We start from the raw sequence: 23266 nt of genomic DNA on the forward strand, positions 1-23266 counted from the left end.
GTGTCGTTCGCCCTAGAGGCGAGCAAAATCATTAAACAGCGCCAGCCCCATCAACAACATCAGCAGGGCCGCCCCAATCTTGAAACCGATTTCCTGTATTTTTTCCGGCACCGGCCGCCCGGTAACCGCTTCCACCAGATAGAACAACAAGTGGCCGCCGTCGAGTACCGGCAAGGGCAACAGGTTGATAATGCCCAGATTCACACTGACCAACGCCAGAAAACCGAGAAAATACACCAGCCCGAACTCGGCACTGACCCCGGCCCCCTTGGCAATGGAGATGGGGCCGCTCAGGTTGTCGACCGATACAATACCGGTAAGCAGCTTGCCGATCATCTGAAAGGTCAGCACCGTCAGCTCCCAGGTCCGTTTGGTACCGGCCCAGATGGCCTCCAACGGGCCGTAGCGGAGATCGAAGCGATATTGCTCCGCCACCGGCAACACCTCCGGCGCCAGGCCGGCATAGCCGATGACCCGCTCCCGGCTTTCGCGCCGTTCCGGCGTCAGGGTCAAACCTAAGCTCTGACCCGCGCGCGCAACCAGGAGTTCCATCGACACATCGGGGGACGACTGGATCAGTTCAACCAATTGGCTCCAGTGCCCCAGGGGTTCACCGTTCACCGCCTGCAGGGTATCGCCGGGTTGCACCCCGGCGAGCGCCGCCGGCCCGCCCGTCACCACCTCGGCCACCGTCAGGGTCAGCCGCGGTCCTTCCGGCACCAGACCGAGGGCCGCGATGGGCGAGGTTTCATCCGGGTTGAAGCGCCACTGTTCGAGCGGGATCTGGTACTCCCGGCGCTGGCCGTAGCTGTCCTGCGCCTCGAAGCGGGTCTGGGCGTCGCCCAGGCGACCGATCAGGGCAAAATTCACGTCTTCCCAGGTACGCACATGACGCCCGTCGATGGCCACGATTTCCATTCCCGCCGTCAATCCGCCCTGGGCCGCCGGCGAACCGGGCGTCACCTCGTTCAGCACCGGCTTCACCGCCGGCACCCCAATCACGAACATCAGCCAGAACGCAAAAATGGCAAACAGAAAATTGGCCATGGGGCCGGCCACCACTATCGCCATCCGCGCCCACACCGACTTGCTGTCGAAGGCCTGGTGGCGCTGTTCCGGAGGAATGTCGTCCACCCGGCCGTCCAGCATCTTCACGTAGCCGCCGAGGGGGATCATGGCCACCACGTACTCGGTGCCGTCTTTCCCCATCCGCCGCCAAATCGCCTTGCCGAAGCCGATGGAAAACCGCTCTACCCTGACCCCGTTGCGGCGGGCCACCCAGAAGTGGCCGAATTCATGCACCGCCACCAGAATGCCGAGGGCGACGATAAAGGCGCCCAGGTTCCACAATACGCCGGTCATCATCGTCTCCTGATAATCGCTGTTGCACTACGACGGGCCTGGTCATCCAGCGCGAGGATATCGTCCAGGCCGCTTACCTTGGTTAGACCCAGCTTTTGCACCACCGTCTCATTCACCGCCGCAATCCCCATGTAATCCAGCCCGCCGGCCAGAAAGGCCGCCACCGCCACTTCGTTGGCGGCATTGAGTGCGGTGGTGGCGCCCTGCCCCGCCGTGCAGGCGTCGATGGCGAGCTGCAGGCAGGGGTAACGCGCCATGTCCGGCGCCATAAAGGTCAACTCCCCCAGCCGGCAGAAGTCCAGCGGCGCCACCCCCGAGCCGATGCGCTCCGGGTACGCCAGCGCATGGGCGATGGGGGTCATCATATCCGGCTGGCCGAGCTGGGCCAAGACCGAGCCATCCGAGTACTGCACCATGGAATGGATCACCGACTGGGGATGCACCAGCACCTCCAGTTGCTCGGGCGGCGCATTGAACAGCCAGCGCGCCTCTATGTATTCCAGGCCCTTGTTCATCATGGTGGCCGAGTCCACCGAAATCTTGGGGCCCATGGACCAGTTGGGATGGGCCACCGCCTGGGCCGGCGTCACCGCCGCCAATTCCTCCGGCGGAGTGTAACGGAAAGGGCCACCGGAGCCGGTCAGCAGTATCTTGCCGATGCCGGCCGCCACCAGGCTGCCGCGCCCCGGGTTTTGCTGCAACTCGGGCGGCAGGCACTGAAAAATGGCATTGTGCTCGCTGTCCACCGGCAACAACCGGGCGCCATGCCGGTGCACCGCCTCGATAAACAGCTCGCCGCTCATCACCAGGGCCTCCTTGTTGGCCAGCAGCACCCGCTTGCCCGCCCGCACCGCCGCCAGCGTCGGCAACAAACCGGCGGCGCCGACAATGGCGGCCATCACGGTCGTCGCCTCGGGATCGGCCGCCACCTCGCACAGGGCATTCACCCCGCTCAGCACCTGGGTGGCACAGCCGCGCTCCGTCAGCAATAGGCGCAGCTCGCGGGCGGCTCCGTCATCGGCCATCACCGCATAACGGGGGGTGAATTCCAGGCAGTCGGCCAGCATCCTCTCCACCTGGCGGCTGGCGGTCAGGGCGAACAGGCCGAACCGCTCCGGATGGCGGCGCACTACGCCCAGGGTACTCTGGCCGATGGAGCCGGTGGCGCCGAGCAGGGTCAGCATTTCCATGGTCAGCCCCGCCCCAGCAAGTGCACGATAACGATAAAGACCGGCAAGGCGGCGGTCAGGCTGTCAATCCGGTCCATGATACCGCCATGACCGGGCAGGATCTGGCCGGAATCCTTGATGCCCGCCTCCCGCTTGAACATGCTCTCCACCAGGTCGCCCAGTACAGAGGCAAATACCGCCACCACCGAGGCCAGCAGCAGCACCAGGCTCTCCGCCAGCGGCAATGCCATGGCCTGGGTCACCACCAGCGCCAGCACACTGGCCGCCGCAACCCCGCCCAGCATGCCCTCTATGGTCTTGCCCGGACTGACCCTGGGGCAGAGTTTGTGCTTGCCGAAGGCCTTGCCCACGAAATAAGCGCCGGTATCGGCCGCCCATACCAATGACATCACAAACAGCAGCAACCAGGCGCCGAAATAGGGGTTCTGTTCGTACTGGTAGCTGCGCAACACCAGCAACGCCCAGAAGAAAGGGATCAGGCTGAACAGGGCAAACAACGCCTTCAACCACAGATGGTCACGCCAGAACGCGGCGCTGCGCGGATAAGCCAGTACCAACGCCAGTGACACCAGCCACCAGCCGGCCCCAGCGTAGAGAACCAGGGCAATGCCACCATGCAGCCCGGCCGCCCAGATCTGTCCGATGGGCACCATGGCCATCAGGCCAATCAGTACCAGGGCCAGGGACACCATCACCACATTGGCTTTTTGGATATCGATAAAACGCCCCCACTCCCGGCCGGCCAGCAGGAAGACGCCGGTGGCGAACAAGGCGAAGAAGGGCAACGGCAGCAGAAAAATGGCCGCCAGCACCAGGGGTACAAGGCACAGGGCCGTGATGATTCTAAGCTTCAGCAAGAAATATCCTCTCTTATTGAAGTGAGGGGGTGAAGTGTGAGGAGTGAGGGGAATTCCCCCTGAACACCTGCTTCACACCCCGCCCCTGACCTCTTTTGTCTTTATATGTTCATAGCGCGTGGGTCGGTTTTTAGCTCCGTAGGGTCGATTGCAATCGACCATCCCAGCCACGGTGCCGCACCCGGTCGAATATATTCGACGCTAGGATTGGACTCCCGTCTGCCCTCATGCTTCACGCTCCGCCACCAAGGCGCGGATTTGCTCACCGGTACAGCCGAAACGGCGTTCTCGCCCCACAAAAGCAGCTACCGCCTCGCTGAAGGACTCTTCACCGAAATCAGGCCAGAGTACGGGGGTAAAGTACAGCTCGGCGTAGGCCAGTTGCCAAAGCAGAAAATTGCTGATGCGTTGCTCGCCCCCGGTGCGGATCAACAGATCCACCGGTGCCAAATCGGCCAGGTTCATCAGTTGGTCCAGATGGTGTTCGCTAATCTCGGCCGGTGCCAGCCGGCCTGCCGCCACCAGCTCCCCCAGTCGGCGGCAGGCCTGGGTGATATCCCAACGGCCACCGTAGTTGGCGGCAATATTGAGGGTGAGGCCGGTATTGGCCGCGGTCAGCATCTCGGCATCGACAATCTTGCGCTGCAGGTGCTCACTGAAGGCATGGCGCTCACCGATGATACGCAGGCGGATATTGTTACGGTGCAGTTTGCGTACCTCGGAGCCCAAGACGGCGATGAAGAGCCCCATCAGGGCGCTGACCTCCTCTTCGGGGCGACGCCAGTTTTCGCTGGAAAAAGCGAACAGGGTCAGGGCATCCAGCTTGAGCTTGTAGGCAAAGGTCACCGCCTCGCGCACCGCCTTGACCCCGGCCTTGTGGCCGCTTACCCGGAACTTGCCGCGCCGTTCGGCCCAGCGGCCGTTGCCATCCATGATAATGGCGACGTGGCGAGGTAGCTGGGATGGCTCGTCGAATGCTGCCGTTGTTGGCATTGAATCACTCCTGCACAAAGACAAACGCCGTGCAGGCAGCTACACGGCGTCGGCTACTATACCTGATGTAAGTATCAGATTTCCATTAACTCTTTCTCTTTGGCGGCGAGCGCTTCGTCCACCAGCTTGATGTAGAGATCGGTCAGTTTCTGGATGTCGTCCTGGGCACGGCGGTCGTCGTCTTCGGAAATTTCCTTGTCTTTCAACAGCGCTTTCAGATCACCGTTGGCATCACGGCGGATATTGCGAATGGCCACCCGGCCCTGTTCCGCCTCGTGACGAACCACCTTGATCAGATCCTTGCGGCGCTCTTCGTTCAGCGGCGGCAGCGGAATACGGATGGTGGTGCCGGCGCTGGCCGGGTTCAGGCCCAGATCCGAACTCATGATGGCTTTTTCCACTGCCTGGATCATCGAGCGATCGAACACCGTCACCGCCAGGGTGCGAGAGTCTTCGGTGGTGATGTTGCCGACCTGCTTGAGCTGGGTGGAAGTGCCATAGTAATCCACGTAGATGGTATCGAGCAGGCTGGGATGGGCCCGGCCGGTACGCACCTTGTTCATCTGGGTCTTCAGCGCTTCCACGCTTTTTTCCATGCGCACTTTGGCGCTGTTCTTAATCTCGTTAATCACTGTCTTTATCCTCTTTGTCCTGAGTGAGGTTCTACGCCTGACACCTTACTCCACAGAGTTACTTGCGACTGATAAGGGTGCCTTCGGTTTCCCCCATCACGGCCCGTCGCAGCGCACCCGGTTTATTCATATTAAACACCCGGATCGGCAGGTTGTGATCCCGGGCCAGGGTAAAGGCGGCCAGATCCATCACCTTGAGCTCCCGCTCCAGGACATCGTCATAGTTGAGATGATGATGGAGTTCGGCCTCGGGGTTTTTCATGGGGTCGTCGCTGAACACGCCGTCCACCTTGGTGGCCTTCAATACTACGTCGGCTTCGATTTCAATACCACGCAAACAGGCGGCCGAATCGGTGGTAAAGAAGGGGTTGCCGGTGCCGGCGGAGAAAATCACCACCCGGCCCTTGCGCAACAGGCTGATGGCTTCCGCCCAGTTGTAGCTGTCGCACATGCCTTCCAGGGTGATGGCGGACATCAGGCGAGCATTCACATAAGCACGGTGCAGGGCATCACGCATGGCCAGGCCGTTCATCACGGTCGCCAACATACCCATGTGGTCGCCCACCACGCGGTTCATTCCCGCCTTGGCCAGGCCCGCACCACGGAACAGGTTGCCGCCGCCGATCACCAGGCCGACCTGAACGCCCAATTCAACCAGTTCCTTGATTTCCTGAGCCATACGCTCCAGTACGGCGGGGTCGATACCAAAGCCTTCTTCCCCTTGCAGCGCTTCGCCGCTCAGTTTAAGAAGAATGCGTCTGTATGCGGGTTTAGGATTGGTACTCATGCTTTCTATTCCTGGTCATAGAAAGACCGCGACGGGTGTCGCGGTCTGGATAGCACTAAAATTGCGGGAATTAACCCTTGGCGGCAGCGATTTGCGCCTGAACTTCGGCAGCGAAGTCTTCTTCTTTACGCTCGATACCTTCACCCACTTCGAAACGCACGAAGCCCAGGGCATCGGCACCTTTCTGCTTGAGCACGTCGGCAACGGAAACGGACGGGTCCTTGACGAAGGGCTGGCCGGTGAGAGAGATCTCGCCGGTGAACTTCTTCATGCGACCTTCAACCATCTTCTCGGCGATGTCTTTCGGCTTGCCGGAGTTGACCGCGATTTCCACCTGGATTTCGCGCTCTTTGGCCACCACGTCTTCGGATACATCTTCCGGCTTGACGAACTGCGGGCTGCAGGCAGCCACGTGCATGGCCACGTCTTTGGCCACTTCTTCGTCACCGCCTTTCAGGTTGACGATAACACCGATGCGGGTGCCGTGCAGGTAGGTGGTCAGGTTGTCGCCTTCCACCAGCACTACACGACGCAGGCTCATGTTCTCGCCGATTTTGGCGATCAGGTTGGTGAGGGTGGTTTCCACGCTCTCGCCGTTTTCATACTCGGCCGCTTTCAGGGCGTCCAGGTCGTTGATTTTGTTGGCCAGGGCGATATCGGCAACCTTGTCGCCGAAGGCGCGGAAGCCGGCATCCTTGGCAACGAAGTCGGTTTCGCTGTTCAGCTCGATCATCACGGCAGTGTTGCCGGCCTGGCGCACCAGGATGATGCCTTCGGCGGCGATACGGCCGGCTTTCTTGGCGGCTTTGGCCTGGCCGGACTTACGCATGTCTTCGATGGCCTGCTCGATGTCGCCATTGGCTTCGGTCAGGGCTTTTTTACAATCCATCATGCCGGCGCCAGTGCGCTCACGCAGTTCTTTTACCAGGGCGGCGGTAATAGTTGCCATGTCTCATTTCCTCGGTCTTGGTCTACAAGAAAACAGGGGCACAAGGCCCCTGTTAACCCATTACTTGCGTATGGTTAATAAAGGCTGGAGCGGCTCGCTCAGACTTTATTATTCTTCAACGACGTAGTTGTCTTCGGCTTGCACGGCCAAGTCTTGCGCACGGGCGGTGGTCACAGCGTCAGCAGCGGCGTTCAGGTACAGCTGAACGGCGCGGATGGCGTCATCGTTACCGGGAACGATATAGTCGATGCCGTCCGGGTTAGAGTTGGTGTCCACTACCGATACCACGGGAATGCCCAGGTTGTTGGCTTCCTTGATGGCGATGTGCTCGTGATCGGCGTCGATGACGAACAGTACGTCGGGCAGACCGCCCATGTCCTTGATACCGCCCAGGGACTTCTCCAGCTTTTCCATTTCGCGAGTGCGCATCAGCGCCTCTTTCTTGGTCAGCTTGTCGAAGGTACCGTCTTGAGACTGGATTTCCAGCTCTTTCAGGCGGCTGATGGATTGACGTACGGTTTTCCAGTTGGTCAGCATGCCACCCAACCAGCGGTGGTTGACATAGTACTGATCACACTTGGTAGCGGCTTCTTTAACGGCTTCAGAGGCTGCGCGCTTGGTACCAACAAACAGAATTTTACCTTTTTTGGAAGCAACGCTGCCCAGGTAGTTCAGGGCGTCGTTGAACATAGGTACTGTTTTTTCCAGGTTGATGATGTGAACCCGGTTGCTGGCGCCGAAAATGAAGGGCTTCATCTTGGGGTTCCAGAAACGGGTCTGGTGACCGAAGTGAACGCCGGCTTTCAGCATGTCGCGCATAGATACTTGTGCCATGATTTCCTCTAATAAATGTATTGGGTTAGGCCTCCACACATCCCATGGCTCCGACCCTAAGGCACCCTGGAGCATGTGCCGATGTGTGTGTGTGTTAAATAAAGTGAATGTATCGTGACCGGGCCAGGCCGCAGGCATGGCTGTCACGGCGCGCTTTATACCATGAAACCGGACCCTACGCCAGTACGAGCCGCGATCCATGGCAAGGCCGCCACTGGAAGTTAAGCCCGCTTGGGGTTACACTTTTGGCCCTTTAACGGCATGGCCGACAGCCGCCCCAAGCGAAACAGACGCGACAAAACCGGGCGCCAAAACCACAGAGACGAGTTTGATGAGCATAGTCATAAAAACCCCGGAAGAAATAGAAAAAATGCGTGTGGCCGGCCGCCTGGCCGCCGAAGTGCTGGAAATGATAGAGCCCCACGTGAAGGCCGGCGTGACCACAGACGAGCTGAACCAGATCTGCCATGACTATATCGTTAACGAACAGCAGGCCATTCCGGCACCGCTGAACTACCACGGCTTTCCCAAATCCATCTGTACCTCGGTCAACCATGTGATCTGCCATGGCATCCCGTCCGATAAAAAGCTGAAGGACGGCGATATCATCAATATCGACATCACGGTGATCAAGGACGGCTACCACGGTGATACCTCCAGGATGTTTTTTGTGGGCAAGGCCAGCATCATGGCCGAGCGGCTGTGCCGGGTCACCCAGGAATGCATGGAGCTCGGCATCAAAATGGTGAAGCACGGAGTGCGCCTGGGCGACATCGGCGCCGCCATTCAGCAACATGCGGAAGCCCACCACTACTCGGTAGTGCGGGAATACTGCGGCCACGGCATCGGCCGTGAATTCCACGAGGAGCCCCAGGTGCTGCACTACGGCAAGCCAGGCACCGGCGAAGTGCTGCAGGCCGGCATGTGCCTGACCATAGAGCCGATGATCAACGTGGGCAAACGCCACAGCAAGATGCTGGGCGACGGCTGGACGGTGGTGACCAAGGACCGCAGCCTCTCGGCCCAATACGAACACACCATTCTGGTGACCGAAGACGGTTGCGAAGTGCTGACCCTGCGCCAGGACGATAACCTGCCGCGCATTATCAAGGCGTGAAGCAGCGTAACCAGCCGCCGCCAAGATGGAAGGCAGGCGGCTCGCTTGCCTTCCCGCAAAGTGACAACCGGATCCTGGCCCCTGCCTAGGGAGCAGGGATGAGGAAGCTTCCCAGCCACGTCCCCCCAGTCCCTGTTTCCTGGCCTCACATATTCGCCACCATGTCTTCGGCGAATTCGGAGCACTTGCGCAGGGTGGCGCCATCCATCAGCCGTTCGAAGTCGTAGGTTACCGTTTTGTTGGCGATAGCCCCTTCCATGCCCTTGATGATGAGATCCGCCGCTTCGGTCCAGCCCAGGTGGCGCAGCATCATTTCGGCGGAGAGGATAAGCGACCCCGGGTTGACCTTGTCCTGCCCCGCATACTTGGGTGCGGTGCCGTGAGTGGCCTCGAACAGGGCCACACCATCGCCGATATTGGCGCCGGGAGCGATGCCGATGCCGCCCACCTGGGCCGCCAGGGCGTCGGAAATATAGTCGCCGTTGAGGTTCATGCAGGCAATCACGTCGTATTCCGCCGGACGCAACAAAATCTGCTGCAGGAAGGCGTCGGCGATCACATCCTTGACCACGATTTCCTTACCAGTTTTAGGGTTTTTGAATGAACACCAGGGGCCGCCGTCGATAAGCTCGGCGCCGAACTCCTCCCGCGCCAGTTCGTAGCCCCAGTCCTTGAAGGCCCCTTCGGTAAACTTCATGATATTGCCCTTGTGCACCAGGGTCAGGGAGTCACGATCGTTGTCCACCGCATACTGCAGCGCGGCCCGTACCAACCGGCGGGTGCCTTCGCGGGAGGTGGGCTTGATGCCGATGCCGCAATCCTCGGGGAAACGGATTTTCTGCACCCCCATCTCTTCCCGCAAAAAGTCGATGACCTTTTGGGCCTCGGCGCTGCCGGCCTTCCATTCGATGCCGGCATAGATGTCCTCGCTGTTCTCGCGGAAGATCACCATATCGGTGAGCTCGGGCTGTTTCAGCGGGCTGGGGGTACCCTGGTAATAGCGCACCGGGCGCAGGCAAATGTAAAGATCCAGCTCCTGGCGCAGGGCCACGTTGAGGGAGCGGATGCCACCGCCCACCGGGGTGGTCAGCGGGCCCTTGATGGCCACATGATAGTCACGGATAAAGTCGAGGGTTTCTTCCGGCAGCCAGGTGTTTTCGCCATAAACCCGGGTGGACTTTTCGCCGGTGTAGATCTCCATCCAGCTGATGTTGCGCGCGCCGCCATAGGCCTTGGCCACGGCCGCATCCACCACCGTTTTCATCGCCGGGGTAACATCCACCCCTATGCCGTCGCCTTCTATAAAGGGAATAATGGGATCGTTCGGAACCACCAGCTTGCCGCTCGCATCCAGGGTGATTTTTTGCCCTTCCGCTGGCACCGTCACTTTTGAAGTCATCGCTTTCTCCTGGCTTGTTGATGTGTTTTGTATTTATTGCTGGAGCGCAGGCGGCTCGCCTGCCTTCCCGCACAGCGGGAACTTTAAGCCTGGGTGCAATATCCCTGCGGAGGACAAGACCCGCGCTCCATATCTGCACTGGCATCATAGGTTAAAGAATTACCCATTAATATTGGCCCAATCACAGTTCCACCGCCCCACCGTTAGCCGGCCGGGGCGCACTCTGTTATGCTTGAAGCCCCTGTTTCATCAGCCTTTTTGCCATGAAAGCCAGAAAACCCCGCCCCGCCCCCCGACCAAAGTCTAACAGGCCGCCGGCCGGGCCGCCGACCACCCTGCTGTTCAACAAGCCCTATATGGTGCTGTGCCAGTTTACCGACGGCGAGGGCCGCCAGACCCTGGCCGACTTCGTCGATGTGCCCGGTGTTTATGCCGCCGGCCGGCTGGACCGGGACAGCGAAGGCCTGCTGGTGCTGACCAACGACGGCGCCCTCAACGCCCGCCTGACCCAACCCGGGCGCAAAACCGAAAAAACCTATTGGGCTCAGGTGGAAGGTATTCCCACCAAGGCGGATCTCGACAAGCTGCGCCAGGGGGTTACGCTTAACGACGGCCCCACCCTGCCGGCCCAGGTGCGGCTGATGGCCGAGCCCGAGGTGTGGCCCCGTGTTCCACCCATTCGCGAGCGCCAGGCCATTCCCACCCGTTGGCTGGAAATAAAAATAGTGGAAGGGCGCAACCGCCAGGTACGACGGATGACCGCCCAAATCGGCTTTCCCACCCTGCGGCTGATCCGCTACGCCATGGGCGACTGGACCCTGGGCGATTTGCAACCCGGACAATGGAGAAAAACATGAGCCATGCGGTAACCCTGGCGGTGATAGTGCGTGCCGGCGATCGTTTTTTGATGGTGGAGGAATGGCAGCAGGGCCGGGTGATGTTCAACCAGCCCGCCGGCCATCTGGAGCCGGGCGAGGAACTGCTGGCCGGCGCCCGCCGCGAATTGCTGGAAGAAACCGGGCTTGCCTTGCCCATAGAGCAGGCGGTAGGCATTTACCAGTACAGTGCGCCGGACAGCGGCAAGCACTTCGTGCGCTTTACCTTCTGCGTGGCGGTGGCCGAGCCGCTGGCTACCCGGCCCCAGGACCCGGACGGCGACATCATCCGCTGCCACTGGCTGACCCTGGACGAAATTGAAGCCCTGGGCGAGCAGCTGCGCAGCCCGCTTATCCTCGCCTCGTTCCAGGATTACCTGGCGGGAGCACGCTTTCCGCTGGACGCCTTGAAAAGCGTGAGGCATAAGGACCCTCAGCCTTGAGGACGTACGCCGCTCCCTGGAGCGCAGGCGGCTCGCCTGCATTCCCGCAAAGCGGGAACCCTCGGGCCCACCAACCACACCCAAGCCACGGCATAACACCCCTGCGGGCGGGCCGCCCTCCTGCGGAGGACAAGACCCGCGACTTGTCATGTCTTCCCGCTTCAAGCTTCGGGCTTCCGGCTTAAACCACGCCTCCCCCTCGCGGCATTTGTCTGGTAAAATGCCGCCCGTTTTGCTAACAGGTAACGGCAGGTTATGAGCGATAACAGTCAGCTAAAAGTGATTGTCGGCATGTCCGGCGGTGTGGATTCTTCGGTGTCGGCCTGGCTGCTGCAACAGCAGGGCTATCAGGTGGAAGGCCTGTTCATGAAGAACTGGGAAGAAGACGACACCGACGAGTACTGCTCCGCCGCCGAGGATCTGCGCGATGCCCAGGCGGTGTGCGACAAGCTCGGTATCGAACTGCACACCATCAACTTCGCCGCCGAGTACTGGGACAATGTGTTCGAGCACTTCCTGGCCGAATACAAGGCCGGGCGTACCCCCAACCCGGACATCCTGTGCAACAAGGAAATCAAGTTTAAGGCGTTCCTGGAGTTCGCCGCCGAGGATCTGGGCGCCGACTACATCGCCACCGGCCACTATGTGCGCCGCAGCTTCGACGACCAGCCCAAGCTGCTGCGCGGGCTGGACGACAACAAGGATCAGAGCTATTTCCTCTATACCCTGAGTGCACAACAGGTGGCCAAGAGCCTGTTCCCGGTGGGCGAGCTGGAAAAGCCCGAAGTGCGCCGCATCGCCGAGCAGCTGGAGCTGGTTACCGCCAAGAAGAAGGATTCCACCGGCATCTGCTTTATCGGCGAGCGCAAGTTCCGCGACTTTCTGGCTCGCTATCTGCCCGCCCAGCCGGGCAGGATCGAAACCGTTAACGGCGAGGTTATTGGCGAGCACCAGGGTCTGATGTACCACACCCTGGGCCAGCGCAAGGGCCTTGGCATCGGCGGCCTCAAGAACGCCACCGACGATCCCTGGTATGTGGTGGATAAAGATCTGGAGCGCAATGTGCTGGTGGTGGCCCAGGGCGATCATCCCCGCCTCTATTCGAACGGCCTTATCGCCCGCCAGTTGCACTGGGTAAACCGCCAGCCGGTGACCCAGGCCTTTCGCTGCTCGGTAAAAACCCGCTATCGCCAGGAAGACATTCCCTGTTTGGTAGAGCCGGTGGACGCCGAAACCATCAGGGTGACCTTCGACAGCCCGCAGGCCGCGGTGACCCCGGGCCAGTCCGCCGTCTTCTACCAGGGCGAGGTCTGTCTGGGCGGCGGCATTATCGAAACCCGATTCAGTCAGGAGCAAGCGTGAGTCATAGTCTGGAAAACCAAACCCTGGCCTTTGCCGGTATCTGCCAGGCGGCCAGCCTGGTACAGCAGGTCGCTCGCCAGGGCACTATCGAAAACAAAACGGTGCTCACCGCCACCCTCAACAGTATTCTGGTGACCGACGCCGAGCGCTCGGAAGACATTTACGGCGGCCATGCACAGTTACAGCTGGGTTATCAGACCCTGATCGACCAGCTCAGCACCGACAGCGGCCAGAAAAATGCTGAACTCACCCGCTACTTGGTGGGCCTGGTGGCGCTGGAGCGCAAGCTGGCCAAACGCCGGGATCTGATGGCGATGCTGGGCGAGCGTATCAACCAGGTCAAGCGTCAGCTGCACCATTTCGAGCTGCTCGACGAGCAGGTGCTGGCCAACCTGGCCGGCATTTACAGCGACATCGTCAGCCCCATAGGGCCGCGTATCCAGGTGGCGGGCAACCCCAGCTATCTGCAGCAGCTGCTGGTGCAGCACCAGATCCGTGCCCTGTTGCTGGCCGGTATCCGCAGTGCCGTGCTGTGGCGCCAGCTCGGCGGCAAGCGCCGCCATATCCTGTTTTCCCGCAAGCGACTGGTGGCGCAAGCCCAGGCCGCCCTGCGCTATTGATGTATTCTTAGTTACCCCCCAACGTTCAGGAGTCCTTGTTCATGGAATTGTCAGCATTAACGGCTATTTCCCCGGTCGATGGCCGTTACGGCGCCAAAACCCAGGAGCTGCGCGCCATTTTTTCCGAGTTCGGTTTATTGCGCTTTCGTGTTGAAGTGGAAGTCCGCTGGCTGCAGGCCCTGGCCGAGCATGCTGAAATCACCGAGGTGCCGGCCCTGTCCGCCGAGGCCAATGCCTACCTGGATCGCATCGTGGCCGAGTTCAACGAGGCCGACGGCCAGCGCATCAAGGACATCGAACGCACCACCAACCACGACGTGAAGGCGGTGGAGTACTTCCTCAAGGAGAAGGTCGAGGCCCTGCCCGAGCTGGCGGCGGTGAGCGAGTTTATCCACTTCGCCTGCACCAGCGAAGACATCAACAACAACGCCCATGCGTTGATGCTGAAAGCCGCCCGGGAAGAAGTGATCGCCCCCTACTGCCGCGAGCTTATCGACGCGGTCAAGCAGCTGGCCAAGCAGTACCGGGACGTGCCCATGCTGAGCCGCACCCACGGCCAGCCCGCCTCTCCCACTACCCTGGGCAAGGAAATGGCCAACGTGGCCTACCGGCTGGAGCGCCAGTTCAAGCAGATCCTGGCGGTTGAAATGCTGGCCAAGATCAACGGCGCCGTGGGCAACTACAACGCCCATATGTCCGCCTACCCGGAAGTGGACTGGCACGACTTTGCCGAGCAGTTCGTCGCCCGCCTGGAGCTGACCTGGAACCCCTACACCACCCAGATCGAGCCCCACGACTACATCGCCGAGCTGTTCGACGCCCTGGCCCGTTTCAACACCATCCTTATCGACTTCGATCGGGATATCTGGGGCTACATCTCGGTGGGCTACTTCAAGCAGCGCACCGTGGCCGGTGAAATCGGCTCCAGCACCATGCCGCACAAGGTCAACCCCATCGACTTCGAAAACTCCGAAGGCAACCTGGGGCTGGCCAACGCCGTGTTCAACCACCTGGCCGCCAAGCTGCCCATCTCCCGCTGGCAGCGGGACCTGACCGACAGCACTGTGCTGCGCAACCTGGGCGTGGCGGTGGGTTACTCCCTCATCGCCTACCAGGCAACCCTCAAGGGCATCAGCAAGCTGGAAGCCAACCCGCAGGCGCTGGCCGCCGATCTGGATCAGAACTGGGAAGTGCTGGCCGAGCCAGTACAGACGGTCATGCGCCGCTACGGTATCGAAAAGCCCTACGAGAAGCTCAAGGAACTGACCCGCGGCAAACGGGTGGACGCCGAAGGCATGCGCGCCTTTATCGACAGCCTCGAGCTGCCCGAGTCGGTGAAGGCCGAGCTCAAGCAGCTGACCCCGGCCAACTACATCGGCCGCGCCATCCAGCTCACCGACGAGCTGAAGTAAAACGTAAGGGGGAGCGAGAGCTCCCCTGGAGCGCAGGCGGCTCGCCTGCATTCCCGCGCAGCGGGAACCTTCGGGCACTCCGGTTCCCTTCTCCATCACGCCTTGGCATAATACTCCGCTATTCTTTAAGCATTATTCCCATCCCGACAGGCTCCCATGCACAGCGCACTCAAACTGGATATCGAACACTTTCTCGCCCACCACTGGCAGCGTAAGCCATTGTTGATTAAAGCCGGCCTGCCCGGCTTCGAAGATCCGCTCAGCCCCGATGAACTGGCCGGGCTCGCACTGGAGCCCCATATCGAATCCCGCCGGGTTTGGCGGGAAAACGAGCGCTGGCAGGCGGAAACCGGCCCCTTCGACAGCTACGACCACCTGGGCGAGGAAGACTGGACCCTGCTGGTGCAGGCCGTCAACCAGTGGCATCCGGCGGTACAGGACATCGCCGAGGCATTCCGCTTTATCCCCGGCTGGCGTTTCGACGACGTCATGGTGAGCTTTTCCACCCCGGGCGGTGGCGTCGGCCCTCATATCGATCAATATGGTGTCTTTATCATTCAGGGTGAGGGCACACGCCGCTGGCGGGTAGGCAAGCAGCAAACCCTGAAGGAATTTGCCGCCCACGGCGCCCTGCGCCATTGCGAAGCCTTCGAGGCCGAGATCGACGCTGTGCTGGAGCCGGGCGATATCCTTTATATCCCTCCCGGCTGCCCCCACGAAGGCTATGCGGTGACGCCGGCGCTCAACTACTCGGTCGGGTTCCGCGCTCCCGACGCCAAGGATCTGATCTCCAGCTTCGCCGACCATATTTTGGCCCACGAGGTGGTGACCCGCCGTTTCGACGACGCCGCCATCACACCCTGCCAGGCCCACGGCCGTATCGACCAGGCCGTGCTGAGCCAGGTTAAATCGCTGATGAGCGAACTGCTGGAAGAGCCGGGTCGCCTGGCCGACTGGTTTGGCGAAATGATGTCGGAAGCCAAGCACGATCTGGACCTGGAGCCGGCCGAGCCGCTCTACAGCCTGGAAGAGCTGGTGCTGCGCCTGGATCACGGCGACCACCTGTATCGGCTGGGCGGGGTGCGCTGTTTCTATATGGAAGGCAGCGAACAGGTGTTCTACCTGGACGGCGACCGTTACCAGTTGGAGGTACCCGATGCGGATGCCATCGGCCTGCTGTGCGACCAAGCCCGTATCTGCGGTCCGGAAGTCGCCTGCCTGAAAGAGCCCAAGGTACTGTTGGAAGTGCTGCTGCCGCTGGTCAACCAGGGCTATTGGTATTTCGAGGAAGATGAAGAGGCGTGAAGCTGCTTATCCCTCTTTACGCCTCCCCCCTTACACCTCACCCGCTCACGACACGCCGTCGAAGGCGGGATGGTAGGTCACCAGACCACTGGGCGCCGGCTGCTTCAGGGCCAGCGCCATAAAGGCATCGCCCGCGTCGGGAAAGGGACAATGCAAACCCAGCTCCCGCGCCGGTTTAAAACCGAAACGGCCGTAGAAGGCCGGATCACCCAGCACCACTATGCCGGCCCAGTCCAGTTCGTTGGCGGCGTTGATGGCTTCCTTGATCATCTCCGAACCCACCCCCTGGCGCTGGCAGTCGGGCCAGATACTGACCGGTGCCAGCCCCAGCCACCCCAGATCCTCGCCGTTAATATAGACCGGACTCATGGCCAGATGACCGATCACCGCCCCCTCGTATTCCGCCACCTGGCTGACACTGATGGCGCCCTGCTCACGTAAGGCCAGTACCAGATCCGCTTCGTCGGGACGGTCGAAGGCGGCATACACGACTTCATCGATATCGTCGCCGTCACCCGGGCGCTCGGTTCTGAATATCAGCATAAGGGCTCCTAGGGTGCCAGGCGATCGATGGTCCAGCCATCGGGGCTGCGTTGATAAAGAAAGCGATCGTGCAATCGGTTGGCCCCCCCCTGCCAGAACTCGACAGTCTCGAAGCACACCCGGAAACCGCCCCAGAAACTCGGCAACGGCACTTCGCCACTGGCGAATTTCTGTTTCATTTCCAGGAACTTGGCCTCCAGCAGGCCACGGGCGGAAATACGGGAGGACTGGTTGGAAACCCAGGCGCCGATCTGGCTGTCTTTCGGACGGCTGCTGAAGTATTTCATCACCTCCATGGTCGACAGCCGCTCGACCTGGCCGGTAACGTGCACTTGCCGCTCCAGCATGTGCCAGGGAAACAGCAGGCTGATGCGAGGATTGGCTGCCAGTTGGCTGGCCTTGCGGCTTCCCATATTGGTGTAAAACACAAAGCCCCGCGCATCCGCATGCTTGAGCAATACAATACGCTGGAACGGCTGCCCCCGTTCATCCACCGTGGCCACCACCATGGCGGTGGGATCGGCCAGGCCGGCAGCAATGGCCTGCTGCATCCAGGTTTCAAACAAGCTCAGGGGATTATCCGGCAGATCTTTACGCCGCAAGCCGCCCTGCAGGTATTCCCGCCGGTAGTCAGCCAACTCCATAGATTAGGATCTCTCATATGTCGGGGTAGCCGCTATTGTGCGTTGGCCGCCCGGGATTGGCAAGCAGGGCAAGGCATGTTGCAGCCGCCGCCGCTGGCACTGCCGGCATCACCACAAAAGCCCCTCTATCACGGCAAAAAGTGCTAAAATCCGCCCCTTGCTACCTTCTTTCATCCCAGCTGATACGAGTTTTATACCATGGCGCTACTTATCACCGACAAGTGCATCAACTGCGATATGTGCGAGCCGGAGTGCCCAAATGGAGCCATCACTTTCGGTCCGGAGATCTACGAGATCGATCCGCGCCTGTGCACCGAGTGTGTCGGCCATTACGATAAGCCCACCTGCATCAGCGTCTGCCCCATCGACTGTATCATCGACCATCCCGACCACCGGGAAACCGAGGAACAGCTATGGGACAAATTCGTACTGCTGCACCATAAGCCTTGAGGTTGAAGACTGGGGATTGGGCACAGTCCCAGTCCCGACACTTTATACCCCGTGCTCCGGCACGGCCTCGCCGCTCGGCAGCAAAAACCACATAACCAGTCCGGCAAAGGCCAGCAACAAACCACCCAGTACCAGCTGATTCATTTCCGGCAAGCCTCCCTGTACCAACAGGAAGAGGCCACCGCCCAGGTTGGAGCTGCCGCCCAGCAGGGCACCGGCGGTACCGCTGTGCTGGGGAAAAGGCGCGACCGCCTTGGAGGTGGCAACCGGAAACAGCAGGCCGGCACCGGCAAAATAGAGGCCGCCCCCCAGAACCAGGCCGGCCACGCTCAGGCGCGGCTCGAAGGCGGATGCCAGCACTATGGCAGCCCCCAGTAACAGGCCGGCGGTAGAGATCCATTGCAAACGGGCAATGGACCAGCTCGCAGCCTTCCAGGAAGCCAGCATGGCGCCGGCAAAATACAGCGGCAGCGGCATGATGAACAGCAGGCTGATCTCGGCACTGCTCAGGTTGCTTTGCTTGCCGACCAAGACGCTGAACACCGCCTCGTAGAGGATGACTCCGGCAAAGGTGGCAATCAGCATCCCCAGCTGGCGACGAAAACTGCTGTTATGCAGCACATACTGATAGGCCGGCAACATGGGCTGGGCATGACGACGTGCCTGCGGCAGGGTTTCCCGGAAGCACAGCACCATCACCAGGGTGATCGCCAGCCCCATGGCCAGCAAGAACAGGTACATGGATTGCCAGCCAAAATGCAGGTTGAGATAACCGCCGAGCAGCGGGGCCAACAGCGGCGCCAGCATGATGCCCATGGACACATAGCCGTTGTAGCGTACCAGTTCGGTACCTTCAAACTTGTCCCGCATCAGGCTGCGGCACAGGCTGCCCGCGGCCGCCGTGCCCGCGCCCTGGATAAAGCTGCCCAACAGCAGTGCAGGAAACACCGGCCAGGCCAGGATCAGCCCAGAGCCCAGGACGTAGATGGACAGCCCCGCCAGCAATACCGGACGGCGGCCGAAGCGATCGGACAGGGGGCCATAGATAAACTGGAATAATCCGTATGGAATAAGGTAAAAAGCCATCACCAGCGGCAGGCGGTCGCTTGCCACCTGCAGTTCGGCGGCCATATCGCCCATGGCGGGCACATACAGGGTTTGGGTCATTTGACCCGAAGCCACCATCAATACGGTGAGTAATACCAAGGACAGGCCCGACATGGCCGCGATCTCCAAAAACGCCCTCTTGGGCAGACTGTGATGTGGATCGCATGATAATGAATAGAGAGATTAACTGGCAAGGGCAGCCTGAACGACCTTTTATAATGTCCAGGCCTAGATTTTCTAATCAGAAATTATAACGATAGCTGACGCCCCAGGAACTCAGCCCATCGTTCGGCTGTTTGAGGCCGCCATTGGACAAATGCCAGCCTTCCAGGGCCAGACTGTGCTGGTCCAGCGCCACCCCGACGCCAGCCCGGCTGGAAAACTGAAACTGGCTGGACAGCTGGCGCGAACCGAGCCAGGTCTGGCTGATCCAGGCAGGCCCCAGGCCCACAAACACGAAGGGGCGAAAACCGTCCTGTTTACGGGCACTGTAACTCAGGGCCGGCACCAGGCTCAGTTGCTCCAGGGCATCATCATCCAGCTCCCAATAACTGCTGTCGAAACCGATACCATAGCCCAGTTGCCCGGCCCCCAGCGCACGCCAGCTTTCCGTCCATCCAATACCCAGGCTGTAACGAACCGCGCCGTCACCGCCGCCGGCCCCTATCTGCAGCTCTATTTCGGCATATGCCGGTGCCGACAAAAGCACAAACAGCCACAAGCCCCATTTGTTCATGTTTGAGTCCCTTTGATTGCCACTACGTCATCAAAGATAGCTGGCTTTCTTAATTTCGAGGGGCCTTTTTCCTTTTTTGCCAACCCTTTTTTCTACCGGGATCCGTACCTTGATACACGGCCGTCGATGATGCCCGCCCTGAGCGACGCCCCCGCCGGGCATACCATTTAATCCTTGCCTGAGCCGGGTACGCTGGTATAATTCGCCGCTCAAATTTCGTTCTTTAACATCAAGTGGGTTCACTGATATGCATCCGATGCTGAATATTGCGGTGCGCGCTGCGCGCAACGCCGGTCAAGTTATCGTCAAAGGTTTCGCCAACCCGGACAACGTGGAAACACACCAAAAAGGCCAGAGCGATTTTGTTACCAATGTCGACCTTGATGCGGAAAACGCCGTAGTAAACACCATCCGCAAGTCTTATCCGGAGCATACTATTATCGGTGAAGAATGTGGCGAACTGACCGGCAGCAACACCGATTATCAGTGGATCATCGACCCCCTTGATGGCACCACCAACTTTGTCAAAGGCATTCCCCACTTCGCGGTGTCCATCGCCTTGCGGGTCAAGGGCCGTACCGAACAAGCCGTAGTTTACGATCCTATCCGTGACGAACTCTTTACCGCCAGCCGCGGTGCCGGCGCCCAGCTGAACGGTTACCGTATCCGTACCGGCAAGGCCAAGGATCTGAGCAACACAGTGCTGGCCACCGGCTTCCCCTTCAAGCAGAAACACCAGGCCGACGCTTATCTGGCCATGTTCAAAAGCATGTTTGTCCAGTGCGCGGACATCCGCCGTGCCGGTGCCGCCAGCCTGGATCTGGCCTATGTCGCGGCCGGCCGGGTAGACGGTTATTGGGAGCTGGGCCTCAAGCCCTGGGACAGCGCCGCCGGCAGCCTGATCGCACGTGAAGCCGGTGCCATCGTCACCGACTTCGTTGGCGGCCACAACTATGAGCGCAGCGGCAATGTCGTCTGCGCCAATCCCAAGGTACTGAAAGTCATGCTGTCGACCATTCGCGAGCACCTGCCGGAATCCCTCGCCAACTGACCGATACGACTCCACTCGATATAAAGCCCCGCTTCGGCGGGGCTTTTTTGTGCCCGCCGGTCGGCGGCTTGCCTCTTCTGGGAGACGGCCGAACCACCGAGTTGCCCTAATGTTCCCTCGGCTTGGAAGGCGTACACCGCTCCATCACGCCTAACGCCGTCCCTCCCCCCTCACGCTTTCACGCTTTCACGCCCGTGATAAAACAAAAAGGCCTGCCGGTTACCCGGCAGGCCTTTGGTCGTCATAAGGCGGCGATTAGCCGTTCAGACGCTTGTCGTTACGACGGGGACGGAACTTGCCGCCGCGCTCATCGTTATTGGGGCGGAAATTGCCGCGACGGGGCAGCGGACCGCCTTCGTACTTGGCCAGGTTCAGCGGACGCTGACATACCCGCACCTTCTGCAGTACCTGCTGTACTTCGGCGGTCATGCCTTCCGGCAGATCCACGGTGGAGAAGTCGTCATGGATCTGGATCTGGCCGATATAACGGGATTCCAGGTCCGCTTCGTTGGCGATGGCGCCCACCAGGTGGCCCGGCTTGACGCCGTGCACCCGGCCCACGTCCACGCGGAAGGTTTCCATCACCACGCCGGACACGTCGTCCTTGCTGCCACGGGCGGCGCGGGGGCGTTCGGCACGCTCGAAACGCTCGCGACCACCGTCACGGCTTTCGCGCACGTCGGGCCGGCGGGCGGCCATCGGCTTGTCTTCCACGAACAGCGGGCGGTCACCCTGCAGCAAACGAGCCAGGCCCGCCGCCAGTTGGGCGGTGTCCACACCATCGGCCTGCAGCTCGTCGATCATCGCCACGAAGGGAGCCAGGGCCTTTTCATCCGCTTCCACGCTGGTGCGGATGCGGGACTTGAAGCGCTCGGCGCGGATCTTGTTGATGTCGTCGGCGGAGGGCATCTGCATTTCTTCGATCGGCTGGCGGGTATGGCGCTCCAGGTTGAACAGGTTGCGCTTTTCACGACCGGTCACGAACAGGATGGCATCCCCCTCGCGGCCGGCACGGCCGGTACGGCCGATACGGTGCACGTAGGATTCGTTGTCGTGGGGCATGTCGAAGTTGACCACGTGGCTGATGCGCTCCACGTCCAGACCCCGGGCAACCACGTCGGTCGCTACCAGTACGTTCAGGCGGCCGTTTTTCAGGCGGTCGACCACTTTCTCACGCAGCTTCTGCGGAATGTCACCGTGCAGGGCTTCACAGGCATGGCCTTCGCGCACCATCATCTCAGCCAGATCTTCGGCATCTTTACGGGTGCGTACGAACACCAGCATGGCGTCCATCTCTTCGGTTTCCACCAGGCGGCACAGGGCTTCATGCTTGGACATACCGCGCACGAACCAGTAACGCTGACGGATGCTGGCGTTGGTGCGGGTCTTGTTGGCGATGCGCACTTCCTGCGGATTTTTCAGGTACTTCTGCGCCACGCGCTGGATGGCCGGCGGCATGGTGGCGGAAAACAGGGCGATCTGACGGCTCTCGGGGGTGTGCTCCAGGATCCATTCCACGTCGTCGATAAAGCCCATGCGCAGCATTTCATCGGCTTCGTCCAGCACCAATGCTTGCAGGTTGTCGAGCTTCAGGGTGCCGCGACGCATGTGGTCCATGACCCGGCCCGGGGTACCGACGATGATGTCGACACCGCGCTTGAGGGCACGGATCTGGCTGTCGTAGGCCTGGCCACCGTAGATGGACAGGATGCGAATGTCTTTTTGGTATTTGGCGTAACCTTCGAAGGACTCGGCGACCTGGATGGCCAGTTCACGGGTCGGGGCCAGCACCAGCACCTGGGGCTGGGCATTGCCGCCGGTGATGCGGCTCAGCATCGGCAGGGCGAAGGCTGCGGTTTTACCGGTACCGGTTTGTGCCAGACCCAGTACATCCTGCCCGGTCAGCAGGGTAGGAATGGCGGCGGCCTGAATAGCAGAAGGCTGCTCATAACCGGCGTCGGTCAGAGCTTGAAGAACGGCAGGCGCCAGCCCGAGGTCAGCAAAACCAAGTACAGAAGAAGTATTTGTCATTTAACAGTTCCGAATAAATAAAATGTCGGCGGACTGATACAGTAAAAGGCCAGGGACAGCCCATTCTCACCGGGGGCGAGGGCTTCCCTTCACACAGTGTGTGTCACACATAGATTCACAAGGCTAATCTGGCCGTTTTTGTCTCAACACCGCCATGGTTAACCGGCTGGTACACACCAGTCGATCTTGCTCATCATGGATGTCGATCTGCCAGACTTGTGTCGTCGCGCCCAAATGGAGGGGACGTGCGGTACCTGTAACAAGGCCGCTTCGTTTGGCGCGGACGTGATTTGCGTTAACCTCCAGACCAACGCAATAATAACCCGCTTCAACGCACATATATTGGCAGCTACTTAACCCAGGGTCTTGGCTGACGCTACTGAAGCGCCGCCATGTAACATGCCAAGAGGCTGGTGAGTACGGTGCTCGACCGGCATGGCGCCGTTCAAAAAACCGTGACCCACTTCACAAAAGGTCATGCCCAACTGGGCTGCGGGCGTATTCTCCGACAGTTGCTTCAAACTGTCCAGCGTAAATTCACGTTTCCACATATTTAAATAGCGGGAC

General features: G+C 60.4%; 22 protein-coding genes and 2 pseudogenes. 9 read left to right on the forward strand and 15 right to left on the reverse strand.

What is annotated here, in order from left to right; translation table 11 throughout:
• Window positions 1–12: 12 nt before the first annotated feature.
• The 8 genes from rseP to rpsB form a co-directional block, all read right to left on the reverse strand.
• Entirely contained in the window at window positions 13–1362 is a 1350-nt protein-coding gene (rseP, locus tag JKV55_RS14850) for a sigma E protease regulator RseP (protein ID WP_202087323.1), read from the reverse strand.
• A complete protein-coding gene (ispC, locus tag JKV55_RS14855) occupies window positions 1362–2552 on the reverse strand; it encodes a 1-deoxy-D-xylulose-5-phosphate reductoisomerase (protein ID WP_202087331.1) in 1191 nt (396 codons plus the stop codon). The genes rseP and ispC overlap by 1 nt, the downstream gene beginning before the upstream one ends.
• Window positions 2553–2554: 2 nt before the next feature.
• Entirely contained in the window at window positions 2555–3409 is an 855-nt protein-coding gene (locus JKV55_RS14860) for a phosphatidate cytidylyltransferase (RefSeq protein ID WP_202087333.1), read from the reverse strand.
• A 225-nt stretch (window positions 3410–3634) separates the two neighbouring features.
• The gene (uppS, locus tag JKV55_RS14865) at window positions 3635–4402 is read right to left on the reverse strand and encodes a polyprenyl diphosphate synthase (RefSeq protein ID WP_202087335.1); all 768 of its coding nucleotides are present in this window, start codon (window positions 4400–4402) and stop codon (window positions 3635–3637) included.
• A 74-nt stretch (window positions 4403–4476) separates the two neighbouring features.
• Window positions 4477–5034, reverse strand: coding sequence for a ribosome recycling factor (gene frr / locus JKV55_RS14870; protein WP_202087337.1), 558 nt, complete (start codon window positions 5032–5034; stop codon window positions 4477–4479).
• 58 nt (window positions 5035–5092) lie between these two features.
• Window positions 5093–5821: a UMP kinase gene (pyrH, locus tag JKV55_RS14875; protein ID WP_202087339.1), complete on the reverse strand. Its 729-nt coding sequence runs from the start codon at window positions 5819–5821 to the stop codon at window positions 5093–5095.
• A 70-nt stretch (window positions 5822–5891) separates the two neighbouring features.
• Complete coding sequence (tsf, locus tag JKV55_RS14880; protein WP_202087341.1) at window positions 5892–6770, reverse strand: translation elongation factor Ts; 879 nt, start codon at window positions 6768–6770, stop codon at window positions 5892–5894.
• 108 nt (window positions 6771–6878) lie between these two features.
• Window positions 6879–7604: a 30S ribosomal protein S2 gene (rpsB, locus tag JKV55_RS14885; protein WP_202087344.1), complete on the reverse strand. Its 726-nt coding sequence runs from the start codon at window positions 7602–7604 to the stop codon at window positions 6879–6881.
• Between the two features lie 199 nt (window positions 7605–7803).
• Between rpsB and map the strand changes: the two genes are divergently transcribed.
• Entirely contained in the window at window positions 7804–8721 is a 918-nt protein-coding gene (map, locus tag JKV55_RS14890; protein WP_255511296.1) for a type I methionyl aminopeptidase, read from the forward strand.
• A gap of 145 nt (window positions 8722–8866) precedes the next feature.
• On the opposite strand, the gene icd is transcribed toward map, so the two are convergent.
• A complete protein-coding gene (icd, locus tag JKV55_RS14895; protein WP_202087348.1) occupies window positions 8867–10120 on the reverse strand; it encodes an NADP-dependent isocitrate dehydrogenase in 1254 nt (417 codons plus the stop codon).
• Window positions 10121–10383: 263 nt separating this feature from the next.
• Here icd and JKV55_RS14900 point away from each other — a divergent pair.
• The 6 genes and pseudogenes from JKV55_RS14900 to JKV55_RS14925 all read left to right on the forward strand — a co-directional run.
• Window positions 10384–10968 (forward strand): annotated as a pseudogene (locus JKV55_RS14900) (pseudouridine synthase); the annotation flags it as partial.
• A 5-nt stretch (window positions 10969–10973) separates the two neighbouring features.
• Entirely contained in the window at window positions 10974–11438 is a 465-nt protein-coding gene (locus JKV55_RS14905) for an NUDIX hydrolase (protein WP_202087352.1), read from the forward strand.
• A gap of 255 nt (window positions 11439–11693) precedes the next feature.
• Window positions 11694–12800 carry a tRNA 2-thiouridine(34) synthase MnmA gene (gene mnmA / locus JKV55_RS14910; RefSeq protein ID WP_202087353.1) on the forward strand — a complete coding sequence of 369 codons (1107 nt, stop codon included), beginning with the start codon at window positions 11694–11696 and terminating at the stop codon, window positions 12798–12800.
• Window positions 12797–13420 carry a high frequency lysogenization protein HflD gene (gene hflD / locus JKV55_RS14915; RefSeq protein WP_202087355.1) on the forward strand — a complete coding sequence of 208 codons (624 nt, stop codon included), beginning with the start codon at window positions 12797–12799 and terminating at the stop codon, window positions 13418–13420. Before mnmA ends, hflD begins: the two co-directional genes overlap by 4 nt.
• Before the next feature lie 41 nt (window positions 13421–13461).
• Window positions 13462–14832 (forward strand): adenylosuccinate lyase, encoded by a 1371-nt coding sequence (gene purB / locus JKV55_RS14920; protein WP_202087361.1) that lies wholly within the window; start codon window positions 13462–13464, stop codon window positions 14830–14832.
• Between the two features lie 156 nt (window positions 14833–14988).
• The gene (locus JKV55_RS14925) at window positions 14989–16137 is read left to right on the forward strand and encodes a cupin domain-containing protein (protein WP_202087363.1); all 1149 of its coding nucleotides are present in this window, start codon (window positions 14989–14991) and stop codon (window positions 16135–16137) included.
• A 45-nt stretch (window positions 16138–16182) separates the two neighbouring features.
• Here JKV55_RS14925 and JKV55_RS14930 read toward each other — a convergent pair whose 3' ends face one another.
• Window positions 16183–16674 (reverse strand): GNAT family N-acetyltransferase, encoded by a 492-nt coding sequence (locus JKV55_RS14930; protein WP_202087900.1) that lies wholly within the window; start codon window positions 16672–16674, stop codon window positions 16183–16185.
• A 14-nt stretch (window positions 16675–16688) separates the two neighbouring features.
• Entirely contained in the window at window positions 16689–17324 is a 636-nt protein-coding gene (gene pdxH, locus JKV55_RS14935; RefSeq protein ID WP_202087365.1) for a pyridoxamine 5'-phosphate oxidase, read from the reverse strand.
• Between the two features lie 198 nt (window positions 17325–17522).
• Between pdxH and JKV55_RS14940 the strand changes: the two genes are divergently transcribed.
• Window positions 17523–17774 (forward strand): YfhL family 4Fe-4S dicluster ferredoxin, encoded by a 252-nt coding sequence (locus JKV55_RS14940; protein ID WP_202087370.1) that lies wholly within the window; start codon window positions 17523–17525, stop codon window positions 17772–17774.
• A gap of 42 nt (window positions 17775–17816) precedes the next feature.
• Here the strand turns inward: JKV55_RS14940 and JKV55_RS14945 are convergent, their stop codons facing one another.
• Complete coding sequence (locus tag JKV55_RS14945) at window positions 17817–18995, reverse strand: MFS transporter (protein WP_369409659.1); 1179 nt, start codon at window positions 18993–18995, stop codon at window positions 17817–17819.
• A 127-nt stretch (window positions 18996–19122) separates the two neighbouring features.
• Entirely contained in the window at window positions 19123–19617 is a 495-nt protein-coding gene (locus tag JKV55_RS14950) for an acyloxyacyl hydrolase (RefSeq protein WP_202087372.1), read from the reverse strand.
• A gap of 247 nt (window positions 19618–19864) precedes the next feature.
• On the opposite strand from JKV55_RS14950, the gene suhB reads away from it, so the two are divergent.
• On the forward strand, window positions 19865–20668 hold the full coding sequence (suhB, locus tag JKV55_RS14955; protein ID WP_202087373.1) for an inositol-1-monophosphatase: 804 nt from the start codon (window positions 19865–19867) through the stop codon (window positions 20666–20668).
• A gap of 255 nt (window positions 20669–20923) precedes the next feature.
• Here the strand turns inward: suhB and JKV55_RS14960 are convergent, their stop codons facing one another.
• Window positions 20924–22699: a DEAD/DEAH box helicase gene (locus JKV55_RS14960; protein WP_202087374.1), complete on the reverse strand. Its 1776-nt coding sequence runs from the start codon at window positions 22697–22699 to the stop codon at window positions 20924–20926.
• Window positions 22700–22822: 123 nt separating this feature from the next.
• A pseudogene (locus tag JKV55_RS14965) lies at window positions 22823–23250 on the reverse strand (hotdog fold thioesterase).
• Window positions 23251–23266: the final 16 nt, after the last annotated feature.

The organism is Zobellella iuensis (assembly GCF_016746085.1).
Taxonomy (GTDB): domain Bacteria; phylum Pseudomonadota; class Gammaproteobacteria; order Enterobacterales; family Aeromonadaceae; genus Oceanimonas; species Oceanimonas iuensis.

Bases quoted from the DNA above. Each gene is read 5' to 3' on its own strand.
- rseP (WP_202087323.1), bottom strand. From the start codon at position 1,362: ATGACCGGCGTATTGTGGAACCTGGGCGCCTTTATCGTCGCCCTCGGC.
- ispC (WP_202087331.1), bottom strand. From the start codon at position 2,552: ATGGAAATGCTGACCCTGCTCGGCGCCACCGGCTCCATCGGCCAGAGT.
- uppS (WP_202087335.1), bottom strand. From the start codon at position 4,402: ATGCCAACAACGGCAGCATTCGACGAGCCATCCCAGCTACCTCGCCAC.
- pyrH (WP_202087339.1), bottom strand. From the start codon at position 5,821: ATGAGTACCAATCCTAAACCCGCATACAGACGCATTCTTCTTAAACTG.
- tsf (WP_202087341.1), bottom strand. From the start codon at position 6,770: ATGGCAACTATTACCGCCGCCCTGGTAAAAGAACTGCGTGAGCGCACT.
- rpsB (WP_202087344.1), bottom strand. From the start codon at position 7,604: ATGGCACAAGTATCTATGCGCGACATGCTGAAAGCCGGCGTTCACTTC.
- map (WP_255511296.1), top strand. From the start codon at position 7,804: ATGGCAAGGCCGCCACTGGAAGTTAAGCCCGCTTGGGGTTACACTTTT.
- icd (WP_202087348.1), bottom strand. From the start codon at position 10,120: ATGACTTCAAAAGTGACGGTGCCAGCGGAAGGGCAAAAAATCACCCTG.
- JKV55_RS14905 (WP_202087352.1), top strand. From the start codon at position 10,974: ATGAGCCATGCGGTAACCCTGGCGGTGATAGTGCGTGCCGGCGATCGT.
- mnmA (WP_202087353.1), top strand. From the start codon at position 11,694: ATGAGCGATAACAGTCAGCTAAAAGTGATTGTCGGCATGTCCGGCGGT.
- purB (WP_202087361.1), top strand. From the start codon at position 13,462: ATGGAATTGTCAGCATTAACGGCTATTTCCCCGGTCGATGGCCGTTAC.
- JKV55_RS14925 (WP_202087363.1), top strand. From the start codon at position 14,989: ATGCACAGCGCACTCAAACTGGATATCGAACACTTTCTCGCCCACCAC.
- pdxH (WP_202087365.1), bottom strand. From the start codon at position 17,324: ATGGAGTTGGCTGACTACCGGCGGGAATACCTGCAGGGCGGCTTGCGG.
- JKV55_RS14940 (WP_202087370.1), top strand. From the start codon at position 17,523: ATGGCGCTACTTATCACCGACAAGTGCATCAACTGCGATATGTGCGAG.
- JKV55_RS14945 (WP_369409659.1), bottom strand. From the start codon at position 18,995: ATGTCGGGCCTGTCCTTGGTATTACTCACCGTATTGATGGTGGCTTCG.
- JKV55_RS14950 (WP_202087372.1), bottom strand. From the start codon at position 19,617: ATGAACAAATGGGGCTTGTGGCTGTTTGTGCTTTTGTCGGCACCGGCA.
- suhB (WP_202087373.1), top strand. From the start codon at position 19,865: ATGCATCCGATGCTGAATATTGCGGTGCGCGCTGCGCGCAACGCCGGT.
- JKV55_RS14960 (WP_202087374.1), bottom strand. From the start codon at position 22,699: ATGACAAATACTTCTTCTGTACTTGGTTTTGCTGACCTCGGGCTGGCG.